The sequence below is a fragment of the Bradyrhizobium quebecense genome (assembly GCF_013373795.3).
Taxonomy (GTDB): Bacteria; Pseudomonadota; Alphaproteobacteria; order Rhizobiales; family Xanthobacteraceae; genus Bradyrhizobium; species Bradyrhizobium quebecense.
The window spans coordinates 1,297,359-1,315,698 of sequence record NZ_CP088022.1; the positions used below are offsets into that span (position 1 = coordinate 1,297,359).

Here is an 18,340-nt window from a genome sequence, read left to right on the forward strand (position 1 = left end):
TAATGTTATAAGGGTTCCGTGGTTAAACCACCGGTAGCAATAGCCGGAACTGGCTTCTGTGCTTGTTGCGACACATATCTTTTCGGAACGATGCGCTGAAAATGCTGCGTTAGCGAACTAACAGTGATAAGTTATATCTCGCTAGGGACCGGATCTTGCGCAGTCGAAACCTCGAGGCTTCCATGACCAAACACCTCTCGCTCGTCGGCGCACCTTCGGTGGAGGCGCTGCCGCCCTCGGGTCTCGCCTGTCTCGTCATCGTGGCAAGACAGCATGGTTTGCACCTGACCCCGTCCCAGCTCATCCATGACAATCTCCTCGGTGACCAGGAAGTCACGCTTGCCGAGCTTTTGAAGTGCGCGAATTCCTCGGGCATGACGGCAAAGGCCGTCACGCTGGACTGGAAGGGGCTGAGCCAGCTCAAGCGGGCACTGCCGGTAATCGTTCGGCTGCGCGATGGCAGCCACATGGTCTTGCTGCGCCTCGAAGGCGATGAAAACAGCACCCGGGTGGTCTTGCAGGATCCGAACGCGAGCGAGGATGCACTGCTCGTCATCGATCAACCGCGCTTTGAGGACATCTGGTCGGGCGATGTCGTCATGGCCAAGCGCGATTACGAGATCTCCGACGAGACCCAGCCGTTCAGCTTCGGCTTTGTCACCGCATTGCTGTTCCGCGAACGGCGGATCCTGCGCGACGTCGCGATCGCGGCGCTGATCCTGGGCTTCATGGGCCTGGCGCCGATCATGTTCTGGCGGCTGCTCTCCGACAAGGTGATTTTCTACAAGGCTTACAACACGTTCTACGTGCTTTGCATCGCCATGTTCGTGGTCATCATGTTCGAGGCGGCGTTCACCTTCCTGCGGCAATATTTGGTGCAACGCCTGACGGCACGCCTGGACGTCAAATTGTCGACCTATGTGTTCGAGAAGGTGCTCAATCTGCCGATCGACTACTTCGAACAGAACGCCGTCGGCCTGATTTCGCGGGACATCCGCGAGGTGTTTCGAATTCGCGGCTTCCTGACCGGGCAGTTGTTCGGGACCGTTCTCGATTCGACGACGCTGTTCTTCTTCCTGCCGGTCATGTTCTTCTTCAGCCCGATCATGACGTTGATGGTTCTCGGCTTTGCTGGGGTGATCGTAACCTGGCTTGTCCTGATGCTCCCGACCTACCGGAAGAAGTCCTCGGCAACCCTGGCGGCCGAAGGCGCACAGGGCGCGTTCCTGATCCAGAGCCTGAACGGCATGCGGACCATCAAATCGCTGGCGCTCGATACGCGGCAGCGCCACATGTGGGATGTGCTTGTGGCGCGCGTCGCCAAGGCGCGTCTTGCCGAAGGCCTGACCGGAACCGCGATCCAGACGGTGGTGCGTCCGTTGGAACGGTTGGCGGTGAGTGCGCCCTATGCGTTCGGTGTCTACCTGGCCGTGTCGAGCGGCGATCCGGTCTATGTCGGCGCGCTGTTTGCCTTTCTGATGCTGTCGCAACGCGTTGCCGGCCCGCTGATGCAGATGGCCCAACTCATCAACCAGTACGACGAGGCGCGCACGGCGGTCACGATCGTCGGCCGGCTGGTGAATCAGCCGCCTGAGGAGGGACGTTCCGGCCATGGCGTGCGGGTCCCGCTCAAGGGACTGGTCGAATTCTCCGGCGTCACGTTCAAGTACAAGGGGGCGGTGTCGCCGGCGCTGAACAACATCTCGTTCGAGATTCCGCTCGGCACGACACTGGGCGTGATGGGCAAGAGCGGCTCGGGCAAGACCACGATCACGCGGCTGTTGCAGCGGCTGCACTCCGACTACGGCGGTCTGATCAAGGTCGACGGCATCGATGTCCGCGAATACGATGTCGACCATCTCCGGCGCAACGTCGGCGTCGTGCTACAGGAGAACTTCCTGTTCAGCGGCACGATCCGCGAGAACATCTCAGCCGCGAAGCCGGATGCGACCTTCGACGACATTGTCAGGGCGGCGCGTTTGGCCGGCGCCGAGGAGTTCATCGACAAGCTGCCGCGCGGCTACGAGACTTATATCTACGAGGGATCCACGAATCTCTCCGGCGGGCAGCGTCAGCGCCTCGCGATCGCGCGGGCGCTGATCGTCAACCCGCCGATCCTGATCCTCGACGAAGCGACGAGCGCGCTCGATGCCGAGAGCGAGACGATCGTGAACGCGAATATTTCGCGGATCGCCCAGGGGCGCACGCTGATCATCATCTCGCACCGGCTGTCGTCGCTCACGAAGGCCGATGCGATCCTCGTGCTCAATCGCGGCGTGGTCAATGACATCGGGCGTCACGACGAGCTTCTGGAACGAAACGACATCTATAGCTCGCTCTGGTACCAGCAGAATACGCATCTCGTGCCGGCGGGCCGCAACGAGAAGAACTTCAGGAGTCCGACCCTTGTCTCCTAATCAGGCTTCGCTCGCGACCGTTCGCCAGTTCCAGTCCGAAACCGATGCCATCCGCGAGGCGGCCGAGCCGTTGCTGGCTCGCGCGACGCTGTTCGTGCTGTCGGCGTTCCTGGTCTCCGTCGTGGCGATCATGTGCTTCACGCGCGTCGATCGGGTCATCACAAGCGTGGGCGGCAGGATCGTTCCGGTCGATCAGATCAACGTGCTGCAGGCCCTGGACGCATCGATCATCAAGACGATCGATGTTCGGGAAGGTGAGCAGGTTGAGACGGGTCAGCTGCTCGCGACGCTCGACTCGACCTTCACCGTGGCCGATGTCACGCAGTACAAGCTGCAGATTGCCAGCCTTGACGCACAGGTTGCCCGCGACGAGGCCGAATTGTCCGGAAAGCCGCTGACATTCGGTCAGTCCAACGATCCGGAAGTTACCCGGTACAATGCCTTGCAGAAGGCGCTCTACGACCAGCGCGTCGCCCAGTACAACGCGCAGGTGAACAGCTACGACTCCAAGATCAGCCAGACCGAAGCGACGATCCAGAAGTCGAAGAAGGACGACGAGCGCTACAGTCAACGTGCCGAGATCGCCGGCAAGATCGAGGACATGCGCTCGACGCTTGCCGAAAGCGGCAGCGGGTCCAAGCTGAACCTGTATCTGTCTCAGGATAATCGCCTGGAGCTGTTGCGCCAGATTGACAACACGCACAACACCCTGCTGGAGGCGCAACACCAGCTGGAATCGTTGAAGGCCGATCGCAAGGCCTTCACCGAGCAATGGAATGCGCAGCTGAGCCAGGATCTGGTCACGACGCGCAACAGCCTGGATACCGCCCGCTCGAACTATGACAAGGCCATCAAGCATCAGGACCTGGTGCGGTGGACGGCTGCCGAGCCCTCGGTCGTCCTGACCCTCGCCAAGCTCTCGGTTGGATCGGTCTTGAAGCCGGGCGATCCCTTCATCACGCTGATGCCGCTCAAGACCCGGCTCGAGGCCGAGATCCAGATCCTGTCGCGCGATGTCGGCTTCGTCCGGCCGAACGACCCCTGCACGATGAAGGTCGACGCCTTCAACGCGGCGGAGCACGGTACGGCGCAGGGCAAGATTCGCTGGATCAGCGAAGGCGCCTTCACGACCGATGATGACGGAAAGCCGGTCGATGCCTACTACAAGGCGCGATGCTCGGTCGACGAGACCAACTTCAAGGATGTTCCGAAGAATTTCCGCCTCATTCCCGGCATGACGCTGCAGGGCGATGTCAATGTCGGCACCCGTTCGGTGGCGATGTATCTGCTCGGCGGCATGCTGCGCAGTGCAAAAGAAGCAATGCGCGAGCCATGACGGTATCGACGCGATCCCTTCTCGACTTGCTCCGGCCCGGTTCCTCCCGTTCAGACTCATCGCAGTTTGAACGGGGGCTGGAGGCTTACGAGAACCGGCAATATCTCGAGGCGTTGCGCTTGTGGCGGCTTGCGTCGCGCGCGGGCAACCCGGAGGCGGATTACCGGATCGGACTGCTCTATGCGCGGAACGAGGGCGTCATCGGCAACATTCCGGACGCGGTCGCGTGGTATGAGCGCGCCGCCCTGAACGGACACACCGACGCGCAATTCCAGCTCGGCTTGATCTACTTCCACGGTTTTTGGGCCGCGCTTGGACCGAACAGGCCCGAGATGTGGCGGCAATCCACCGCGGCGCGGCTGGGTGACAAGGCGACCAACCTCCACGATCTGGTGTTCCCGAACGGAATCGGCGTGCCCAGGGACCTCGACGCCGCCTTCCTCTGGATGTCGGTGGCGGCGGAGGCCGGCAAGGCGGACGCACAGGCGCTCCTGGGCGACATGTACGCCAACGGGCAAGGCTGCACCAAGGATCACGCAGTTGCCCTGCGCTGGTACGAGGCCGCGGCCGAGCAGAAGGCGGCGGCCGGCGAATTTGCGCTTGGCGACGTGCATTATCAGGGACGCGGTGTTCCCGTCGATTTTGCGCAGGCCGCGATCTGGTATCACAAGGCCGCGGAGCAGGGGCATGTGCGCGCGCAGGTTGCGCTCGCTTTCATGTGTCTCAAGGGCACCGGGCTGCCCGAAAATGTCGAAGAGGCCGCGCGGCTGTTTCAGAGTGCCGCTGCCCATGACGATACCATCGCGCTCTACAACATCGCGCTGTTGCGGCTGAGCGGCAAAGGGGTGGCCAAGGACCTCGACAAGGCCGAGACCGCGCTGCGCAAGGCGGCACGGAAGGATTACCTGCCGGCGATCCAGGCGCTGGCCGAGTTCTACGCGCTCGGCACCGCCGCCGAGCCGGATCTGCGCGAGGCGGCGTACTGGTACGAGAAGGCGGCCGAGCGCGGCGATGCGCAGGCGCAGTTCTTTACCGGGCGCTTCTACGCCACCGGCACCGGCGTTCCACCCAGCATCCGTCAGGCTGCGAAATGGTTCGAACGCGCCGCTGAGAGCGGCCATGCCACGGCGGCCCACAACATCGCGGTGTTCTATCTCAACGGCAACGGCGTGACGCGCGATGTCGCGGCCGCGATCAAGTGGTTCGAGCGCGCGTCCGAGGGAGGCATCGGCGCCGCAGGCGTGCAACTCGGCCGGCTCTACTCGGCGGGCAACGGTGTGCCGCGCGACCAGGTGCGCGCTGCCGAATGGCTCAGCAAGGCGGCCAAGGGCGGCGACGCCGATGCAAAGACGGCCTATGCCCTGTTTCTCATCCAGCAGGAGCCGTCCGAAGCGGGTCTTGCGCAAGCGCGCATGTTGCTCACCGATGCCGCCGAGGTCGGTCATTCCGCCGCGGCATTCCAGTTGGGCGGTCTTCACATGGGAAGGTCCGGTGGCGCCGTCGATCTACCGGCCGCGGCCCAATGGTTCAAGCGCGCGGCAAGTGCCGGCCATGTCGAGGCCCAGCACACATTGGCGTTGCTGTATTCCGATCCCAAGAGCGCCCTCAAGGATCCGCAGGCGGCAGCCGGCTGGATCGTCAAGGCTGCCGATGGCGGCAGCGCCGCAGCGCAGTTCAAGCTCGCGGTGATGTATTGCACCGGGCAGGGCATCGAGCAGGATCTTGCCCAGGGCGTGAAATGGTACGAGGCCGCGGCGCGCCAGGGCCATACGACCGCGCAATACAACCTTGCCGTGATGCTCGGGCGAGGTCAGGGCCGCGACGCCGATCCGGCGAAGGCGGCCGAGTGGTTCGCGGCAGCTGCGGAGCAGGGCATGGCCGAAGCCCAAGTCGCCATTGGCGATGCACTGCGTGCCGGCAACGGTGTCGCGCAGGACCGCGATCAGGCGCTGCGCTGGTATCGACTGGCGGCGCAACAGAACAACGAAGGTGCGCTGCGTCGTCTGCAGGCGATGGGCGAGAGCGTCGGCTGAGATTGTTGGAGGCGGACATCACGTCGCGCGCAAGCAATGGCAGAGACAGTGACACGGCTTTGTTTTTGGGCGCGAAGGCACTGAAGCGTGCATGTCCGCGTGACAATCTAGGCAGAACTAACAATGGCTTTCATATCGACGATAGAGAGATTGCGTTAATGTGGGTTCGCGGAATAAATGCTCATTGCACCTCTGGTTGTGTGAAGATGATCGATAAGAACCGAGAGGTCACGATCCGGAGCGTGTCAGGCAATGTGATCCCGGGATCGAACGTCCGCGTGACCGGGAAAGAAACTGGAGCCGGCGTTAAACGTTGGCAGGAGATTGAGTGGCAATGAACAAGATGGTCGAACGGAGCGTCAGGGATACGAAGGATATGTTGCCCGTTGCCAGTCCGGTTCAGCAGGAAGACCATCCGCAGAGCCTGTTCCTGGATCCCGATATCAGCGATCTCCAGTCAGGATCGCGGTTGCGTGGCGCGATCCTCGAATATTCGGGGCGGGGAATCTCGGGTTGGATTGTCGATGCCCAGTCGCCTGCTTCAACGGTTTCGATAGCGCTCTTTGTCGCTTCCCACTGTGTCGAAGAAGGACGCACCGGCCGATCCATGCCGGCCCGCATCGGTCCGCGGAGCGTGATCGGACGTCCCGGATTCCGGATCGATCTATCCACGCCGGGTGTGCGCCGTCGGCTGGCGCGCGCCCTCCGAAACACGCTCGTGGAGCCCAAGCATGCGCAGATCTATCTGCGCATCAGCCTGAACGATGGCGAATACTACGAGATACCGCTGTTCGAGAATTTCACGCCGAGCGAAGTGGTCGTAGCGTTAGGCTTCTCGATCGAAGACTACGATGATCTGCTGTTTCCGAACAACGACAACAGGACAATTGCCGGACCGGCGGCCGTCGCCACCAAAGAGGTGCGCTACATTTGTTTCTACCTGCCGCAATTCCATTCATTTGAAGAAAATGACAGGTGGTGGGGGCCGGGGTTCTCCGAGTGGACCAACGTCGCGCGCATGCGTGCCCAGTTTCCGGCTCACGAATCGCCGTGGTTGCCGGCCGATCTCGGATTCTATGACGTCCGGCTGCCGGAAACGCGCCGCCAGCAGGGCGACCTCGCGCGCAAATACGGCATCGATGGATTTTGTTACTACGTCTACTGGTTTCAGGGGCGACGGTTGCTGGAAAAGCCGCTTCAGCTCCTGCTCGAGGACGGCGAGCCGAACCTGCCATTCTGCATCTGCTGGGCAAACGAGAACTGGTCCCGCCGGTGGGATGGCTCGGATGCCGAGCTTCTGTTGGGACAAAATCACTCGCTCGACGACGATGTCCGCTTTATCGACGACATGGCCGACCTGCTGCTCGATGAGCGTTACATCACTGTCGATGGTCGAAAGATCATCGTCGTCTACAGGCCGTCATTGTTGCCGGACAAGCAGCGTCTGTTCGAGATTTGGCGCGAGCGGGCCAGAGAGCTTGGAATCGGCGAGCTGCTGATTTGCAACGCGATGACCTTCGGAGAGTTCGATCCGCGCGACGTCAATTGTGATGCTGCGATCGAGTTTCCGCCGCACACGGTCTCGACGCGGGAGGTGCCGCCGGCCGACGTCGATGCTCCGCCGACCTTCGCCGGTAAGGTGTACGACTATGTCGATGCGATGCGATCGTCGATCGGCAAGACCTACGATTTCCCGTTCTTTCCTGCCGTGATGCCGCGCTGGGACAATACGCCTCGCAAGGGCGCGCGCGGTCACGTCTTCACCAGGTCCAGTCCGGAGGCGTTTGAGGTCTGGCTTCGCGACGCGACGCTGCGGGCCAAGGGCAACAGCTTCTCCGAGTCGTTGGTGTTCATCAATTCCTGGAACGAGTGGGCGGAGGGTGCTCATCTCGAGCCGGATTCGCGCCACGGACGAGCGTTTCTCGACGTCGTGCGAAGGGTGGCTTCGGCTGAGCCGATTTCGGCGCAGATCCGGAATAGCCCGGATCTGCTCGATTGCCTGAGCAGGCAGGAGCTCGAGTGGGCGGTGAAGGAGGCTTCGACCCATGTCGAAGTGCTCGCAAACCTGCACCGGTCGGGTCTCACTCATTCGGGCGTGCAGCGTGTCAGGAACGGCACGCCGGTCGAGGCAGAAGGCGCATCCGATAATCCGGCAGGTTCATTGCTGGTCATCGAGAACATCAATTCGCAAACCGGCGAGCGGGTGATCGTCGATCCGCGCTTCGAGATATTGGTGCGGGGTTGGATCTGCGCGGGCAATACGTTCGAAGCAAGCCGGCAACGAACGGGATTCCTGGTGCTGTCGGCGTTTGCGCCGGATGGCGCGGTCAATAGCGGGTACTGCCTGATCGTCGATTGGCACGAGCGCGTGGACGTGAAGGAGTACATGAAGGCCGAAAGCAAGGACTGCTATTTCGGCTTCCAGCTGTCCTTCTCGATTCGGGATCTGCCGGACGGTGAATATCAGCTCGCGGTCCTGGAGGTCGGCGACGGCGCCAGCGCGCTGGTGCGGTCCCGCCATTCGATCATCGTGAGACGTTGAGGTCGCCGCCGATGCTCGCAAGTGTCGTCATCGCGTGTTACAAGCACGAGCAGTATCTCGAGGAATGCCTCGAGACTGTCTATCAGCAGACTTTTGCCGACATTGAGCTCGTCATCGTCGACGACCATTCGCCGGACAGGAGTTTTGAAGTCGCACAGAAGGTGATCAAGAAGCGGTCGTTTGGAAAGCGCTTTGTCTCCTGCAAGCTGCTCAAGAACCCACAAAACCTCGGCGCCCACTACACCTGGAACAGGGCATTGTCGCTGACGAGCGGCGACATGATCTTCCTTTTGAATTCGGACGATGCCTTTTCGAAGGAGCGGGTTCGGCTGTTCGCGGATCAATATGCCAATGAGCGGCTGTTCTTCGGCTTCTCGGCCGTTGAGCCGATCGACGAGCACGGCAAGTCGATCAGCAACTACCAGTTTCCCACGCGCCTGCGCTATGCAATCGATCGGGCCCAGATCGCAGGTGCGCCGCTGTCATGGACATTCCTGGATTCCCAGATTGCCGCGTCGACCGGAAACTTCGTCTTCAGCCGTGAACTGCTGCGGCAGGTGGGCTGGCTCGCCGACCTCAAATACTGTCACGACTGGGACTTCGCCCTGCGCGCTGTCACCAAGGTCGAGCCGACCTATCTCGAGTCCGACCGCTATCTGTATCGACTTCACTCAACCAACAGCTTTCGAAGTCTGAGCAAGGTGGCGGAGAGCGAGACGAAGGCCTGCATGGAGTCGTATTGCCTGAACGCAATCTCGTCGCGGCCGCAAAACAAGACCTGCCTCAGCCCGTCCAATTTCGGCGATTCGTTCTATGGCTTCGTGAAGCTGCACCCGAACTTCAATTATTGGGTCAAGCAGATCTACGCGCCCTATCATCCGGAACATCGGACGGTGGAGTCGAACGATCGGACCAGACCGCTTCGCTGGCGCTGATCGAGGGAAAGCCTGCCTTATCCGTTCCGATGCAGTCGGAACGGAGCCCTGATTGAGAGTGCGTCGCGGCTTCACGCAAGCCGCGACGCACGTCTCTAAGACCGACCTAGAGCGGGATGAATTTTGGTTGAATCGGCTTGCCGCGATTTCGGTCGACCGTAACCCCTCACCCGATTTGCTGTGCAAATCGACCTCTCCCAAAGGGAGAGGTAAACTTCCGACGCCGTTCCAGCTCAACCTAATCTCATCATGCTTTAGCAGAGGTTCTTCGACGCCGTCTTTGCGGTCGCCTTGAGAACTTCGCGCAGCGCTTCCAGGCGATCGGTTTGGCAGGGCACGGTGGGGACCAGCCAGCCACCTTCGTCATTTTCGTTCCAGGCATAGATCAGCACCGCGGGGGCCCGGCGATCCGGCGCACGGCTGTTCACCCAGCTGATCGATTGCGCCAGATGGCCGGCCAATTCCTTCTTCGTCGGCGCGGCATAGAAATTGGTGACGCCATCGCCGGGACGCTGCGACTTTTCCCAGGGCACGGGACGTTCGATGCGCGGGCGCCTGTCCCATCCGGTCATCACCGTGGGCACGACCGGGACCTGGCTCGCGGAAAGATCGTTCCAGCCTTTTTCGGCATACTTCGCGAGATCTACAAAGCTTCCGCGGCCGTTGCCGGTTGTGATCGCATATGACCCGACCGCGTCGGCGCCCAGATTGGCGGCTTCCTGGCTCAGGAATTTCGTGTCTCCCGCCAGCACGACGTAGGGATCGGCAAGCCCGGCGCCGTTGGCGTCGGATTTGAACTTGCCGAGCTGGGTGCGGAGACCTTGCACGCCCCCCCAGCTTCGTTGCACATCCGCTCCCTTGATGAAGCCTAGGAAGTACAGCGGCCGATCATTCTCCACCCTCAGATAGTTCTTGTCCGCCATGAGGCCGATGTGCTCCTGGGGCAGTGAGGACAGCTTGGCTGCCGATCCCCATCGCCCGAGCTCGGTGAACATGCAGTATCTCAGTTCGGCTGCCTTTGGCCGGGCTCTGAACGCGTACAGGGCTTTCGACATCGGGTGGTTTGCGCCGTAGGCGGCAAACGCCCAATAGTCCAGTCCTGCAAAGATGGCCTGGTCGATCTCCTTGTCCATCTCGGCCTCGATCGAAGCCGAAAAATCGAGCGCGTTGGGATCGCGGTTCATTTGTGTTCCGAAGAAGGGCGTTCGCCAACGATATTTTTCGGGACCAAGCGATTGCTTCATGGCTTCCGTCGGCTGCGAGCCCGGTGAATACCAGGCGTCCCATCGGATCGCTCCGACCAGCGGCCGGGAGGGTGCCGCGGCCGCAGCAGGATGGCTGGAACCCAGCACGCTGAGCGAGCCGGGCAGGAGGCTTGCGGATAACGATGTCAAAAACATCCGTCTCGTAAGCGCGAACGGCTTACGGACTGCTGCATTCTCATTGTTCATTGGCGACCTCCGATCGTTCCCGTCCGGTGCGACGGTTTCGTGCAAATGACAGCGAGCCCTCTGCTTCTATTGTATTGATTTTCCTCGAAATAACCTTACAACAGTTAAATGTGAGCGCTACGTGTTATAGCCTTATTCTTGTAGGATAAGTGCGCTAATAGGGAATTCGTGGTGCGAACCAATGGTAATTGCTTGTTGATCTCGTGGGGAGCGGCTCAGGTTGGACATGGAAATTCCTGCATTGTCTAGTTTCAGCTCAGGCGTGAATCTCGATACGCTTCCAGCAAGTGAGATCGAGACAAGGCTTCGAGATTTCTTTTCCGGGCGGATCGCAAATCCGAAGCCCGACGACCTCATCCAGTCGGTCGAGCAGTTGGAGCAGCAATACGGCCACTACAAGGAATTCCGGTTTGCAAAGGCGGCAGCGCTTGTGCAGGCATGTGATTTCGCCGGAGCCCGTGCAATCCTTCTCGACCTCGTCAAGCAGCTGCCATCCGACTCGCGGGTGTTGCATCGCCTTGCGATCGCGGATCTCAACATGGGATCAGCCCACGAAGCGCAGGACGTTTATCTCTCCGCGCTTGCTGCGGCCCCGAAAAGCGAAAATCTGCGGCGCGAGTTTGCCGGCCTGCTGCGCGTGATGGAGGCGAAGAAGCTCTATGTCGGGGTCGATCGGAAGAAGCATGGCCTAGCCGTCGTGTGCGCCATCAAGAACGAGGGCGACGACCTGCTGGAGTGGCTACACTTTCACAGACTGGTCGGAGTGGACCACTTCTACCTCTACGACAACGGCAGCACCGACAACACGCGCGCCGTCATCGAATCCTTCCCGTGGCCCGAAATGATCACCTATCATTTCGTGGAGGGGGAATTTGGCCAGATGCGCGCGTTCTCTCATGCGATCGACAGCTATCGCAATTGCTCGGAATGGTGCGCCTTCATCGATGCCGATGAGTACCTGTTTCCGACCCAGGCCGGCAACATCAAGGACGTCCTGGCGGAGGTTGGATCAGCGCCGGCGGTGGCGGTGCATTGGCTGAACTTCGGATCGAACGGTCACGATGCGAGGCCGGCCGGCTTGTGCATCGAGTCCTTCACGCGTCGCGCTCCGGACGACTTCCCGGATCATTTCATCATGAAGTCAATCATTCGGCCGGACACCATCGTGTCCTACCTGCATCCCCATCAATCGCTCGTTCTGGGCTGCTACGTCCAGGAAGATGGCACGCCCGTTTTCCCGATCGGCGGCCGCTGTACGGCTCCCAAGCGGGACAAGCTCGTCATCAATCACTACTACACGAAGTCACGGCAGCAATTGCTGAAGAAGCGTGAGCGCGGCAGGCCGTTGGCCGATGGAGATCCCGAGAAGATCCGCGCGATGGAGTTCTTCACGTTGCGGGATCGCAACGATATCGAAGACGCGACGATCCAGCGGTTTCTTCCGGAGCTGAAGAAACTGGTCCAGGCCTGAATCTGGGAACGGCGATATCCTCGCCGGGGGAGGGCGCGCCAAGGCGGCGCGCCCCATAAATTGTCCATTGTGCTTGAAGTGACCGTTGATCGCGGCGATCAACTGCGCAGCGATCGGTTACAGGGGCTCTAGCCGGTATTTCGCAAGCAAGTCTTGCGCAGCTTCGATGTCAATCTTTGCCGGCCTCTGGAAGACAGACATGTTGTTGGCCCGCGCGATTTCGCGCGCGACCGTCCGCACGGAATGGTAGTGGGGACGGTTCTCGAAGTCGTGAATTGCGATGAAGGCTCCCGGTGCGGCGTGCAGCACGCACTGCACGAAGCAGGCCACGCGAAACCGGCCGTCGACGAAATACAAGTCCGCCGTCTTGCTTTCCGGACGCTCCCAGATGCGTTCGTGATAATCGGGCCAGGAGCTCTCTTTCTCCTTCTCCACCGGGTAACCCCACTCGCGCAGCTTGCCGATATCGACGTGCAGCAGCTGTGGCTGGGTGCTCGCACCGCGCGTGGCGTCGGCGACCTTGGAGAGCCATTCCGAGGAGGAATCAATGGAGATGACCCACTCCTTCTTCGTCTGGCAGGCGAGCCAGGTGCTGCCTCCCGACCCGAACTCCAGATAGCGCGTCGAGAGATCCACGAAGCTTTTGAACAATGTCTGTTCCTGACCGTCCATTGCGATATTCATGGCGGGATCCTTTGGTTTCTCGATTTGTTGTCTGGCGGGTGGTTGCCAATCCACCGTTGGAAGGCGGTCGCGGCTCGTCAAGCCGCGATGAGATACGGTTGAATCTTCATCGCGCTTCTCGGCTTCCTGTTGGCTATCCACGCCGATGGCTTGGAGAGAGCGACGATTATTGGTTCAGCCCGACGCGCTCCACCTTGTAGCCTCGCTCCAGGATCGCGCGCCACCAGGGTTGCTCGTCGACATACCAGCGCACTGTCTTGGCGATGCCGGTCTCGAAATTCTCCTCGGCGCGCCAGCCGAGCTCGGTCTCGAGCTTGGTGGCGTCGATGGCGTAGCGGCGGTCGTGGCCGGGCCGGTCGGCGACGAAATTGATCAGCTGGCGCCGCGGGCCCGCCGCAGCCGGCATGACCTCGTCGAGCAGGTCGCAGATGCTTTCCACGACGTGCAGGTTGGTGCGCTCGTTGCGGCCGCCGACATTATAGGTCTCGCCGACCTCGCCGCGCTCCAGCACCAGCGTTAGCGCCTTGGCATGATCCTCGACGAACAGCCAGTCGCGGACGTTCTGGCCGTCGCCATAGACCGGCAGCGGCTCGCCGGCGAGCCCCTTGATGATCATGTGCGGGATCAACTTTTCCGGGAAGTGATAGGGTCCGTAATTGTTGGAGCAGTTGGTCACCAGGGTCGGCAGATCGTAGGTCTCGCGCCAGGCGCGTACCAGATGATCGGACGACGCCTTGCTGGCCGAATAGGGCGAGTTCGGCGCATAGGCCGTGGTCTCGGTGAACAGGCCTTCGTTGCCGAGCGACCCGAACACCTCGTCGGTCGAGATATGCAGGAAGCGGAACTGGTCGCGCTTCTCGGACGAGAGCGTGCGCCAGTGGCGCAGTGTCTCCTGCAGGATCGTGAAGGTGCCGACGATGTTGGTCTGGATGAATTCGCCGGGGCCGTCGATCGAACGGTCGACATGGCTCTCCGCCGCAAGATTCATCACCGCATCGGGCTGATATTTCTCGAACAGCCGGCGCAGGACCTGCGCCTCGCAGATGCAGGCCTTTTCGAAGGTGTAGTTCAGGCTCTCGGTCGAGCCGGGCAGGGAAGCCAGGTTCGCCGCATAGGTCAGCTTGTCGATGTTGACGACGCGGGCGTGGGTGTCTCGCAGCAGGTGCCGGACCACGGCGGAGCCGATGAAGCCGGCGCCGCCGGTGACGAAGATCGTCGATCCCTTAAACCGCATGTTTGAATACCTCGGCAGTGCGGGGCTGACCCTGGAACGAGCGGTAGACCGACAGCAGATATTCGCCGTAGCTGCTCTTGGCGGTCTTCTGTGCCACCCTCGCGAAGGCCTCAAGCGAGATGTAACCCTGGCGCAGCGCGATCTCCTCGGGGCAGGCGATGCGCAGGCCCTGGCGCTGCTCGAGGATCTGGACGAAATGGCTGGCCTCGACCAGCGAGGAATGGGTGCCGGTGTCGAGCCAGGCGAAGCCGCGGCCGAGCACCTCGACATAGAGGTCGCCGCGCTCGAGATAGGCCTTGTTGACGTCAGTGATTTCGATCTCGCCGCGCGGCGACGGCTTGATGCCGGCGGCGATATCGACCACGTCATTGTCGTAGAAATAGAGACCGGTGACCGCGACGTTGGACTTCGGTCGCTTCGGCTTCTCCTCGATCGACAGCGCCCGTCCGGTGCCGTCCAGCTCGATCACGCCGTACTGTTCGGGCGCGTTGACGACATAGCCGAACACGGTGGCGCCCTTCTTGCGGACCGAGGCGGCCGATAGCATGCTCGGCAGACCATGGCCGTAGAAAATGTTATCCCCTAACACAAGGGCGACCGAGTCATCGCCGATGAACTCGCGTCCCACGATAAAGGCGTCGGCGAGGCCCCGCGGGGTCTCCTGGGTGGCATAGGCGAACCGGACACCCATCTCGCTGCCGTCGCCGAGCAGGCGCTGGAACAGCGGCTTGTCCTGCGGCGTGGAGATGATCAGGATATCGCGGATTCCGCCGAGCATCAGCGTCGACAGCGGATAATAGATCATCGGCTTGTCGAAGACGGGCAGCAGCTGCTTGGAGACGACGGTCGTCACGGGGTAGAGACGCGAGCCGGTGCCACCGGCAAGGATAATGCCTTTCATGGTCCCTCACAGTTTGATTATCAAAACATAACATATAGCGTGCGCCGCACAAGTTTGTTATGAGGTGGAAATTAACATTTCGGGCGCGTCAAACTGGAACAAATGTTAAATGAACGTCATCAAGACCGAGCTTCCTGAAGTTCTGATCGTCGAGCCGAAGCTGTTCGGCGACCAGCGCGGCTTCTTCCTCGAGACCTATCAGTCGCCCCGTTATGTCGAGCATGGCATCACGCGCCCCTTCGTGCAGGACAACATGTCCCGCTCGGCCTACGGCGTGCTGCGCGGGCTGCACCTGCAAAACCCGCTCACTCAGGGCAAGCTCGTCTCCGTGCTGCGCGGCAAGGTGCTGGACGTTGCCGTCGACGTGCGTGTCGGCAGCCCGAACTTCGGCAGGCATGTCGCGGTTGAACTGAGCGAGGACAACCGCCGTCAGCTATGGGTCCCGCGCGGCTTTGCCCACGGCTTCGTGGTGCTCTCGGAAACTGCCGACTTCTTCTACAAATGCGATGACTTCTACAGTCCCAAGGACGAGCTCTCGATCCGGTGGAACGATCCGGCGATCGGGATCAAATGGGGCGTCGATAAGCCACAACTGTCGGCCAAGGATGCGGATGCGCCGCTCCTCGCCGACGCCAGCAATCTCCCTACCTATGGACAAATCTGATGCGGATTCTCTTGACGGGAACGCGCGGCCAGGTCGGCAGTGCGCTCAAGCCTCTGCTGGAAGGCTACGGCACCATCATCGCGCCGCCGACCGCGGAGTTCGATCTGTCGAAGCCGGAGATGTTGACGGGCGAGCTTGAGAGACTGAAGCCCGATCTCATCATCAATCCGGCCGCCTATACGGCCGTCGACCGCGCCGAGGACGAGCGCGAGCTGGCGTTCCTGGTCAACGCCAGGGGACCCGAAGCGCTGGCAAAATGGGCGGCAGCGAACCGCGTGCCGCTGGTGCATTTCTCCACGGACTACGTTTTCAACGGTTCAGGCGACCGGTCGTGGCGCGAGGACAGCCCGACCGAACCGTTGTCGGCCTACGGCGCGAGCAAGCTTGCCGGCGATCTCGCGATCCAGGCGGCCGGCGGGGCGCATCTGATCGCGCGCACCTCCTGGGTCTATGCCGCAAAGGGCACGAATTTCCTGCGCACCATCGCGCGGCTTGCCGGCGAGCGTAAGGAATTGCGGATCGTGGCCGATCAAATCGGCGCGCCGACGACGGCACAAGCGATTGCGAGCGCGGTCGCCGGCATCGTCCTGCCGAACATCACCACGCTGCACGATCAGCTCGCGCGCAGGGGCGGTGTCGTCAATCTCGTTTGCGCCGGCGAAACCAGCTGGCACGGCTTTGCAACCGCCATTGTCGGCGGGCTGAGGTCTCGTGGCGTCACGCTCGCGGTCGACAACATCGTTCCGATTGCGACGGCCGATTTCCCGACCAAGGCGGTGCGTCCGGGCAATTCGCGGCTGGATCTGACGCGGCTCAAGACGCAGTTCGGGGTCGCGATGCCGACGTGGCAGGAAGCGCTCGCACGCGAGCTGGACTCGTATGTCCAGCTCGGCGCGCCCGCCCACGCCTAAAGCGGGATGAGTTTTGGTTGAATCGGCTTGGCGCGGTCTCACCTCTCCCCGTTGGGGAGAGGTCGGATTGCTCTCGGCGATGCGAAGCATTGTCCGGTGAATCCGGGTGAGGGCTCTTGCTCTCTCGGTAGACCGTAACCCCTCACCCGATTTGCTGCGCAAATCGACCTCTCCCAAGGGAGAGGTGAACTTTCGACGCCGTTCCAGCTCAACTTAATCTCATTATGCTCTGGAGCTCAGAATGTGATGCGGCGTCCCCGCGCCAAGCACGCGGCGTTTGCGCTGGGCCGATGCTGAGACAACAAGCAAAAAGCGCGATGGGGATTCAACCTCATCGCGCTTTGGTATTAGACGGCGCCGGCACGGCCGCTTAGCGCGGCCGGCCGATGCTGTCGTAGGTGAAGCCGTGCGCGGCCATCTCGTCCGGTCGGTAGATGTTGCGCAGGTCGACGACGACCGGATGCTTCATTTCCTGCTTGATGCGCTTCAGATCGAGCGCGCGGAACTGGCGCCACTCGGTCACGATCACCAGCGCATCCGCTTGGCGGGCGCATTCATAGGCGTCCTTGCAGTATTCGATCTCGGGCAATTCCTTGCGCGCCTGCTCCATGCCGACCGGATCGTAGGCGCGAACCTTGGCACCGAAGTCGATCAGGCCGTTGATCAGCGGGATCGACGGTGCCTCGCGCATGTCGTCGGTGTCGGGCTTGAAGGTCAGGCCGAGCACGCCGATCGTCTTGCCGCGCAGCTCTCCGCCGAGCACGTTGGAGACCTTGCGCGCCATCGCGCGCTTGCGGTTGTCGTTCGCGGTCAGCGTGGCTTCGACGATCTTCAGCTGGACGTCGTGATCGAGCGCCGTTTTGAACAAGGCGCGGGTATCCTTCGGGAAACATGAGCCGCCATAGCCTGCGCCGGCATGCAGGAACTTGGTTCCGATCCGGTTGTCGAGCCCGATGCCGCGCGCGACTTCCTGTACGTTCGCCCCGACCTTTTCGGAGAGATCGGCGATCTCGTTGATGAACGTGATCTTGGTGGCGAGGAAGGCATTTGCGGCGTATTTGATCAATTCCGCCGTGCGTCGTGCGGTATAGAGGATCGGCGCCTGGTTCAGGTAGAGCGGGCGATAGACTTCGCCCATCACCCTCTTGGCGCGCTCGTCCTCGATGCCGACGACGATCCGGTCGGGATGGCGAAAATCCTGGATCGCGGCGCCTTCGCGCAGGAATTCGGGGTTCGAAGCAACCGCGAAATCCGCGTCGGGACGGGTCTCACGGATCAGGCGTTCCACCTCGTCGCCGGTGCCCACGGGCACGGTCGACTTTGTCACCACCACGGTGAACTTCTTCAGTGCTGCGCCGATCTCCTTGGCGGCAGCGTAGACGTAGCTCAGGTCCGCGTGGCCATCGCCGCGCCGCGACGGTGTTCCCACCGCGATGAAGACGGCATCGGCGTCGCCGACGGCTCCGGCGAGCTCCGTCGTGAAGGTCAGCCGTCCGGCGGCGGCATTGGTCTCGACGAGCTTGTCGAGGTCGGTTTCATAAATCGGGATCTTGCCGCGCTTCAGGGCTTCGATCTTGCCGGCGTCCTTGTCGACACACACGACCTGATGGCCGAAATCGGCAAAACACGCTCCGGACACGAGACCTACATATCCCGTTCCAACCATTGCAATCTTCATGAATCCGCTCGTCGATCAGTGTGGAGAGGAGGAGTTAGCACTAGCACAATTGGCGCCGATAACGCCAAGTTTTATAACGTATC

13 protein-coding genes are annotated in these 18,340 nt (G+C 61.4%); 8 read left to right on the top strand and 5 right to left on the bottom strand.

Annotation, left to right across the window (positions count from 1 at the left end; all coding sequences use genetic code 11):
* Positions 1-182: 182 nt before the first annotated feature.
* From HU230_RS06070 to HU230_RS06090, 5 genes are all read left to right on the top strand, one after another.
* On the top strand, positions 183-2,417 hold the full coding sequence (locus tag HU230_RS06070; RefSeq protein WP_176532478.1) for a peptidase domain-containing ABC transporter: 2,235 nt from the start codon (positions 183-185) through the stop codon (positions 2,415-2,417).
* Entirely contained in the window at positions 2,407-3,753 is a 1,347-nt protein-coding gene (locus HU230_RS06075; protein WP_176532477.1) for an HlyD family type I secretion periplasmic adaptor subunit, read from the top strand. Before HU230_RS06070 ends, HU230_RS06075 begins: the two co-directional genes overlap by 11 nt.
* A complete protein-coding gene (locus tag HU230_RS06080) occupies positions 3,750-5,786 on the top strand; it encodes a tetratricopeptide repeat protein (RefSeq protein ID WP_176532476.1) in 2,037 nt (678 codons plus the stop codon). The genes HU230_RS06075 and HU230_RS06080 overlap by 4 nt, the downstream gene beginning before the upstream one ends.
* A gap of 718 nt (positions 5,787-6,504) precedes the next feature.
* On the top strand, positions 6,505-8,328 hold the full coding sequence (locus tag HU230_RS06085) for a glycosyltransferase WbsX family protein (protein ID WP_224943038.1): 1,824 nt from the start codon (positions 6,505-6,507) through the stop codon (positions 8,326-8,328).
* An 11-nt stretch (positions 8,329-8,339) separates the two neighbouring features.
* Positions 8,340-9,263, top strand: a complete 924-nt coding sequence (locus HU230_RS06090) for a glycosyltransferase family 2 protein (protein WP_176532474.1) — start codon at positions 8,340-8,342, stop codon at positions 9,261-9,263.
* Positions 9,264-9,517: 254 nt separating this feature from the next.
* Here the strand turns inward: HU230_RS06090 and HU230_RS06095 are convergent, their stop codons facing one another.
* Positions 9,518-10,759 (bottom strand): glycoside hydrolase family 71/99 protein, encoded by a 1,242-nt coding sequence (locus tag HU230_RS06095; protein WP_224943040.1) that lies wholly within the window; start codon positions 10,757-10,759, stop codon positions 9,518-9,520.
* Between the two features lie 196 nt (positions 10,760-10,955).
* On the opposite strand from HU230_RS06095, the gene HU230_RS06100 reads away from it, so the two are divergent.
* Positions 10,956-12,185: a glycosyltransferase family 92 protein gene (locus HU230_RS06100; RefSeq protein ID WP_224943041.1), complete on the top strand. Its 1,230-nt coding sequence runs from the start codon at positions 10,956-10,958 to the stop codon at positions 12,183-12,185.
* Positions 12,186-12,302: 117 nt separating this feature from the next.
* Here the strand turns inward: HU230_RS06100 and HU230_RS06105 are convergent, their stop codons facing one another.
* The 3 genes from HU230_RS06105 to rfbA form a co-directional block, all read right to left on the bottom strand.
* A complete protein-coding gene (locus tag HU230_RS06105) occupies positions 12,303-12,869 on the bottom strand; it encodes a hypothetical protein (protein WP_224943050.1) in 567 nt (188 codons plus the stop codon).
* Between the two features lie 166 nt (positions 12,870-13,035).
* Entirely contained in the window at positions 13,036-14,103 is a 1,068-nt protein-coding gene (gene rfbB, locus HU230_RS06110; protein ID WP_176532472.1) for a dTDP-glucose 4,6-dehydratase, read from the bottom strand.
* Positions 14,093-15,004, bottom strand: a complete 912-nt coding sequence (rfbA, locus tag HU230_RS06115; RefSeq protein ID WP_050630279.1) for a glucose-1-phosphate thymidylyltransferase RfbA — start codon at positions 15,002-15,004, stop codon at positions 14,093-14,095. Before rfbA ends, rfbB begins: the two co-directional genes overlap by 11 nt.
* 109 nt (positions 15,005-15,113) lie before the next feature.
* On the opposite strand from rfbA, the gene rfbC reads away from it, so the two are divergent.
* Together rfbC and rfbD are read left to right on the top strand one after the other, a co-directional pair.
* A complete protein-coding gene (gene rfbC / locus HU230_RS06120) occupies positions 15,114-15,668 on the top strand; it encodes a dTDP-4-dehydrorhamnose 3,5-epimerase (protein WP_176532471.1) in 555 nt (184 codons plus the stop codon).
* A complete protein-coding gene (rfbD, locus tag HU230_RS06125; RefSeq protein WP_176532470.1) occupies positions 15,668-16,579 on the top strand; it encodes a dTDP-4-dehydrorhamnose reductase in 912 nt (303 codons plus the stop codon). The genes rfbC and rfbD overlap by 1 nt, the downstream gene beginning before the upstream one ends.
* Before the next feature lie 370 nt (positions 16,580-16,949).
* On the opposite strand, the gene HU230_RS06130 is transcribed toward rfbD, so the two are convergent.
* Entirely contained in the window at positions 16,950-18,257 is a 1,308-nt protein-coding gene (locus HU230_RS06130) for a UDP-glucose dehydrogenase family protein (protein ID WP_176532469.1), read from the bottom strand.
* Positions 18,258-18,340 lie beyond the last annotated feature (83 nt).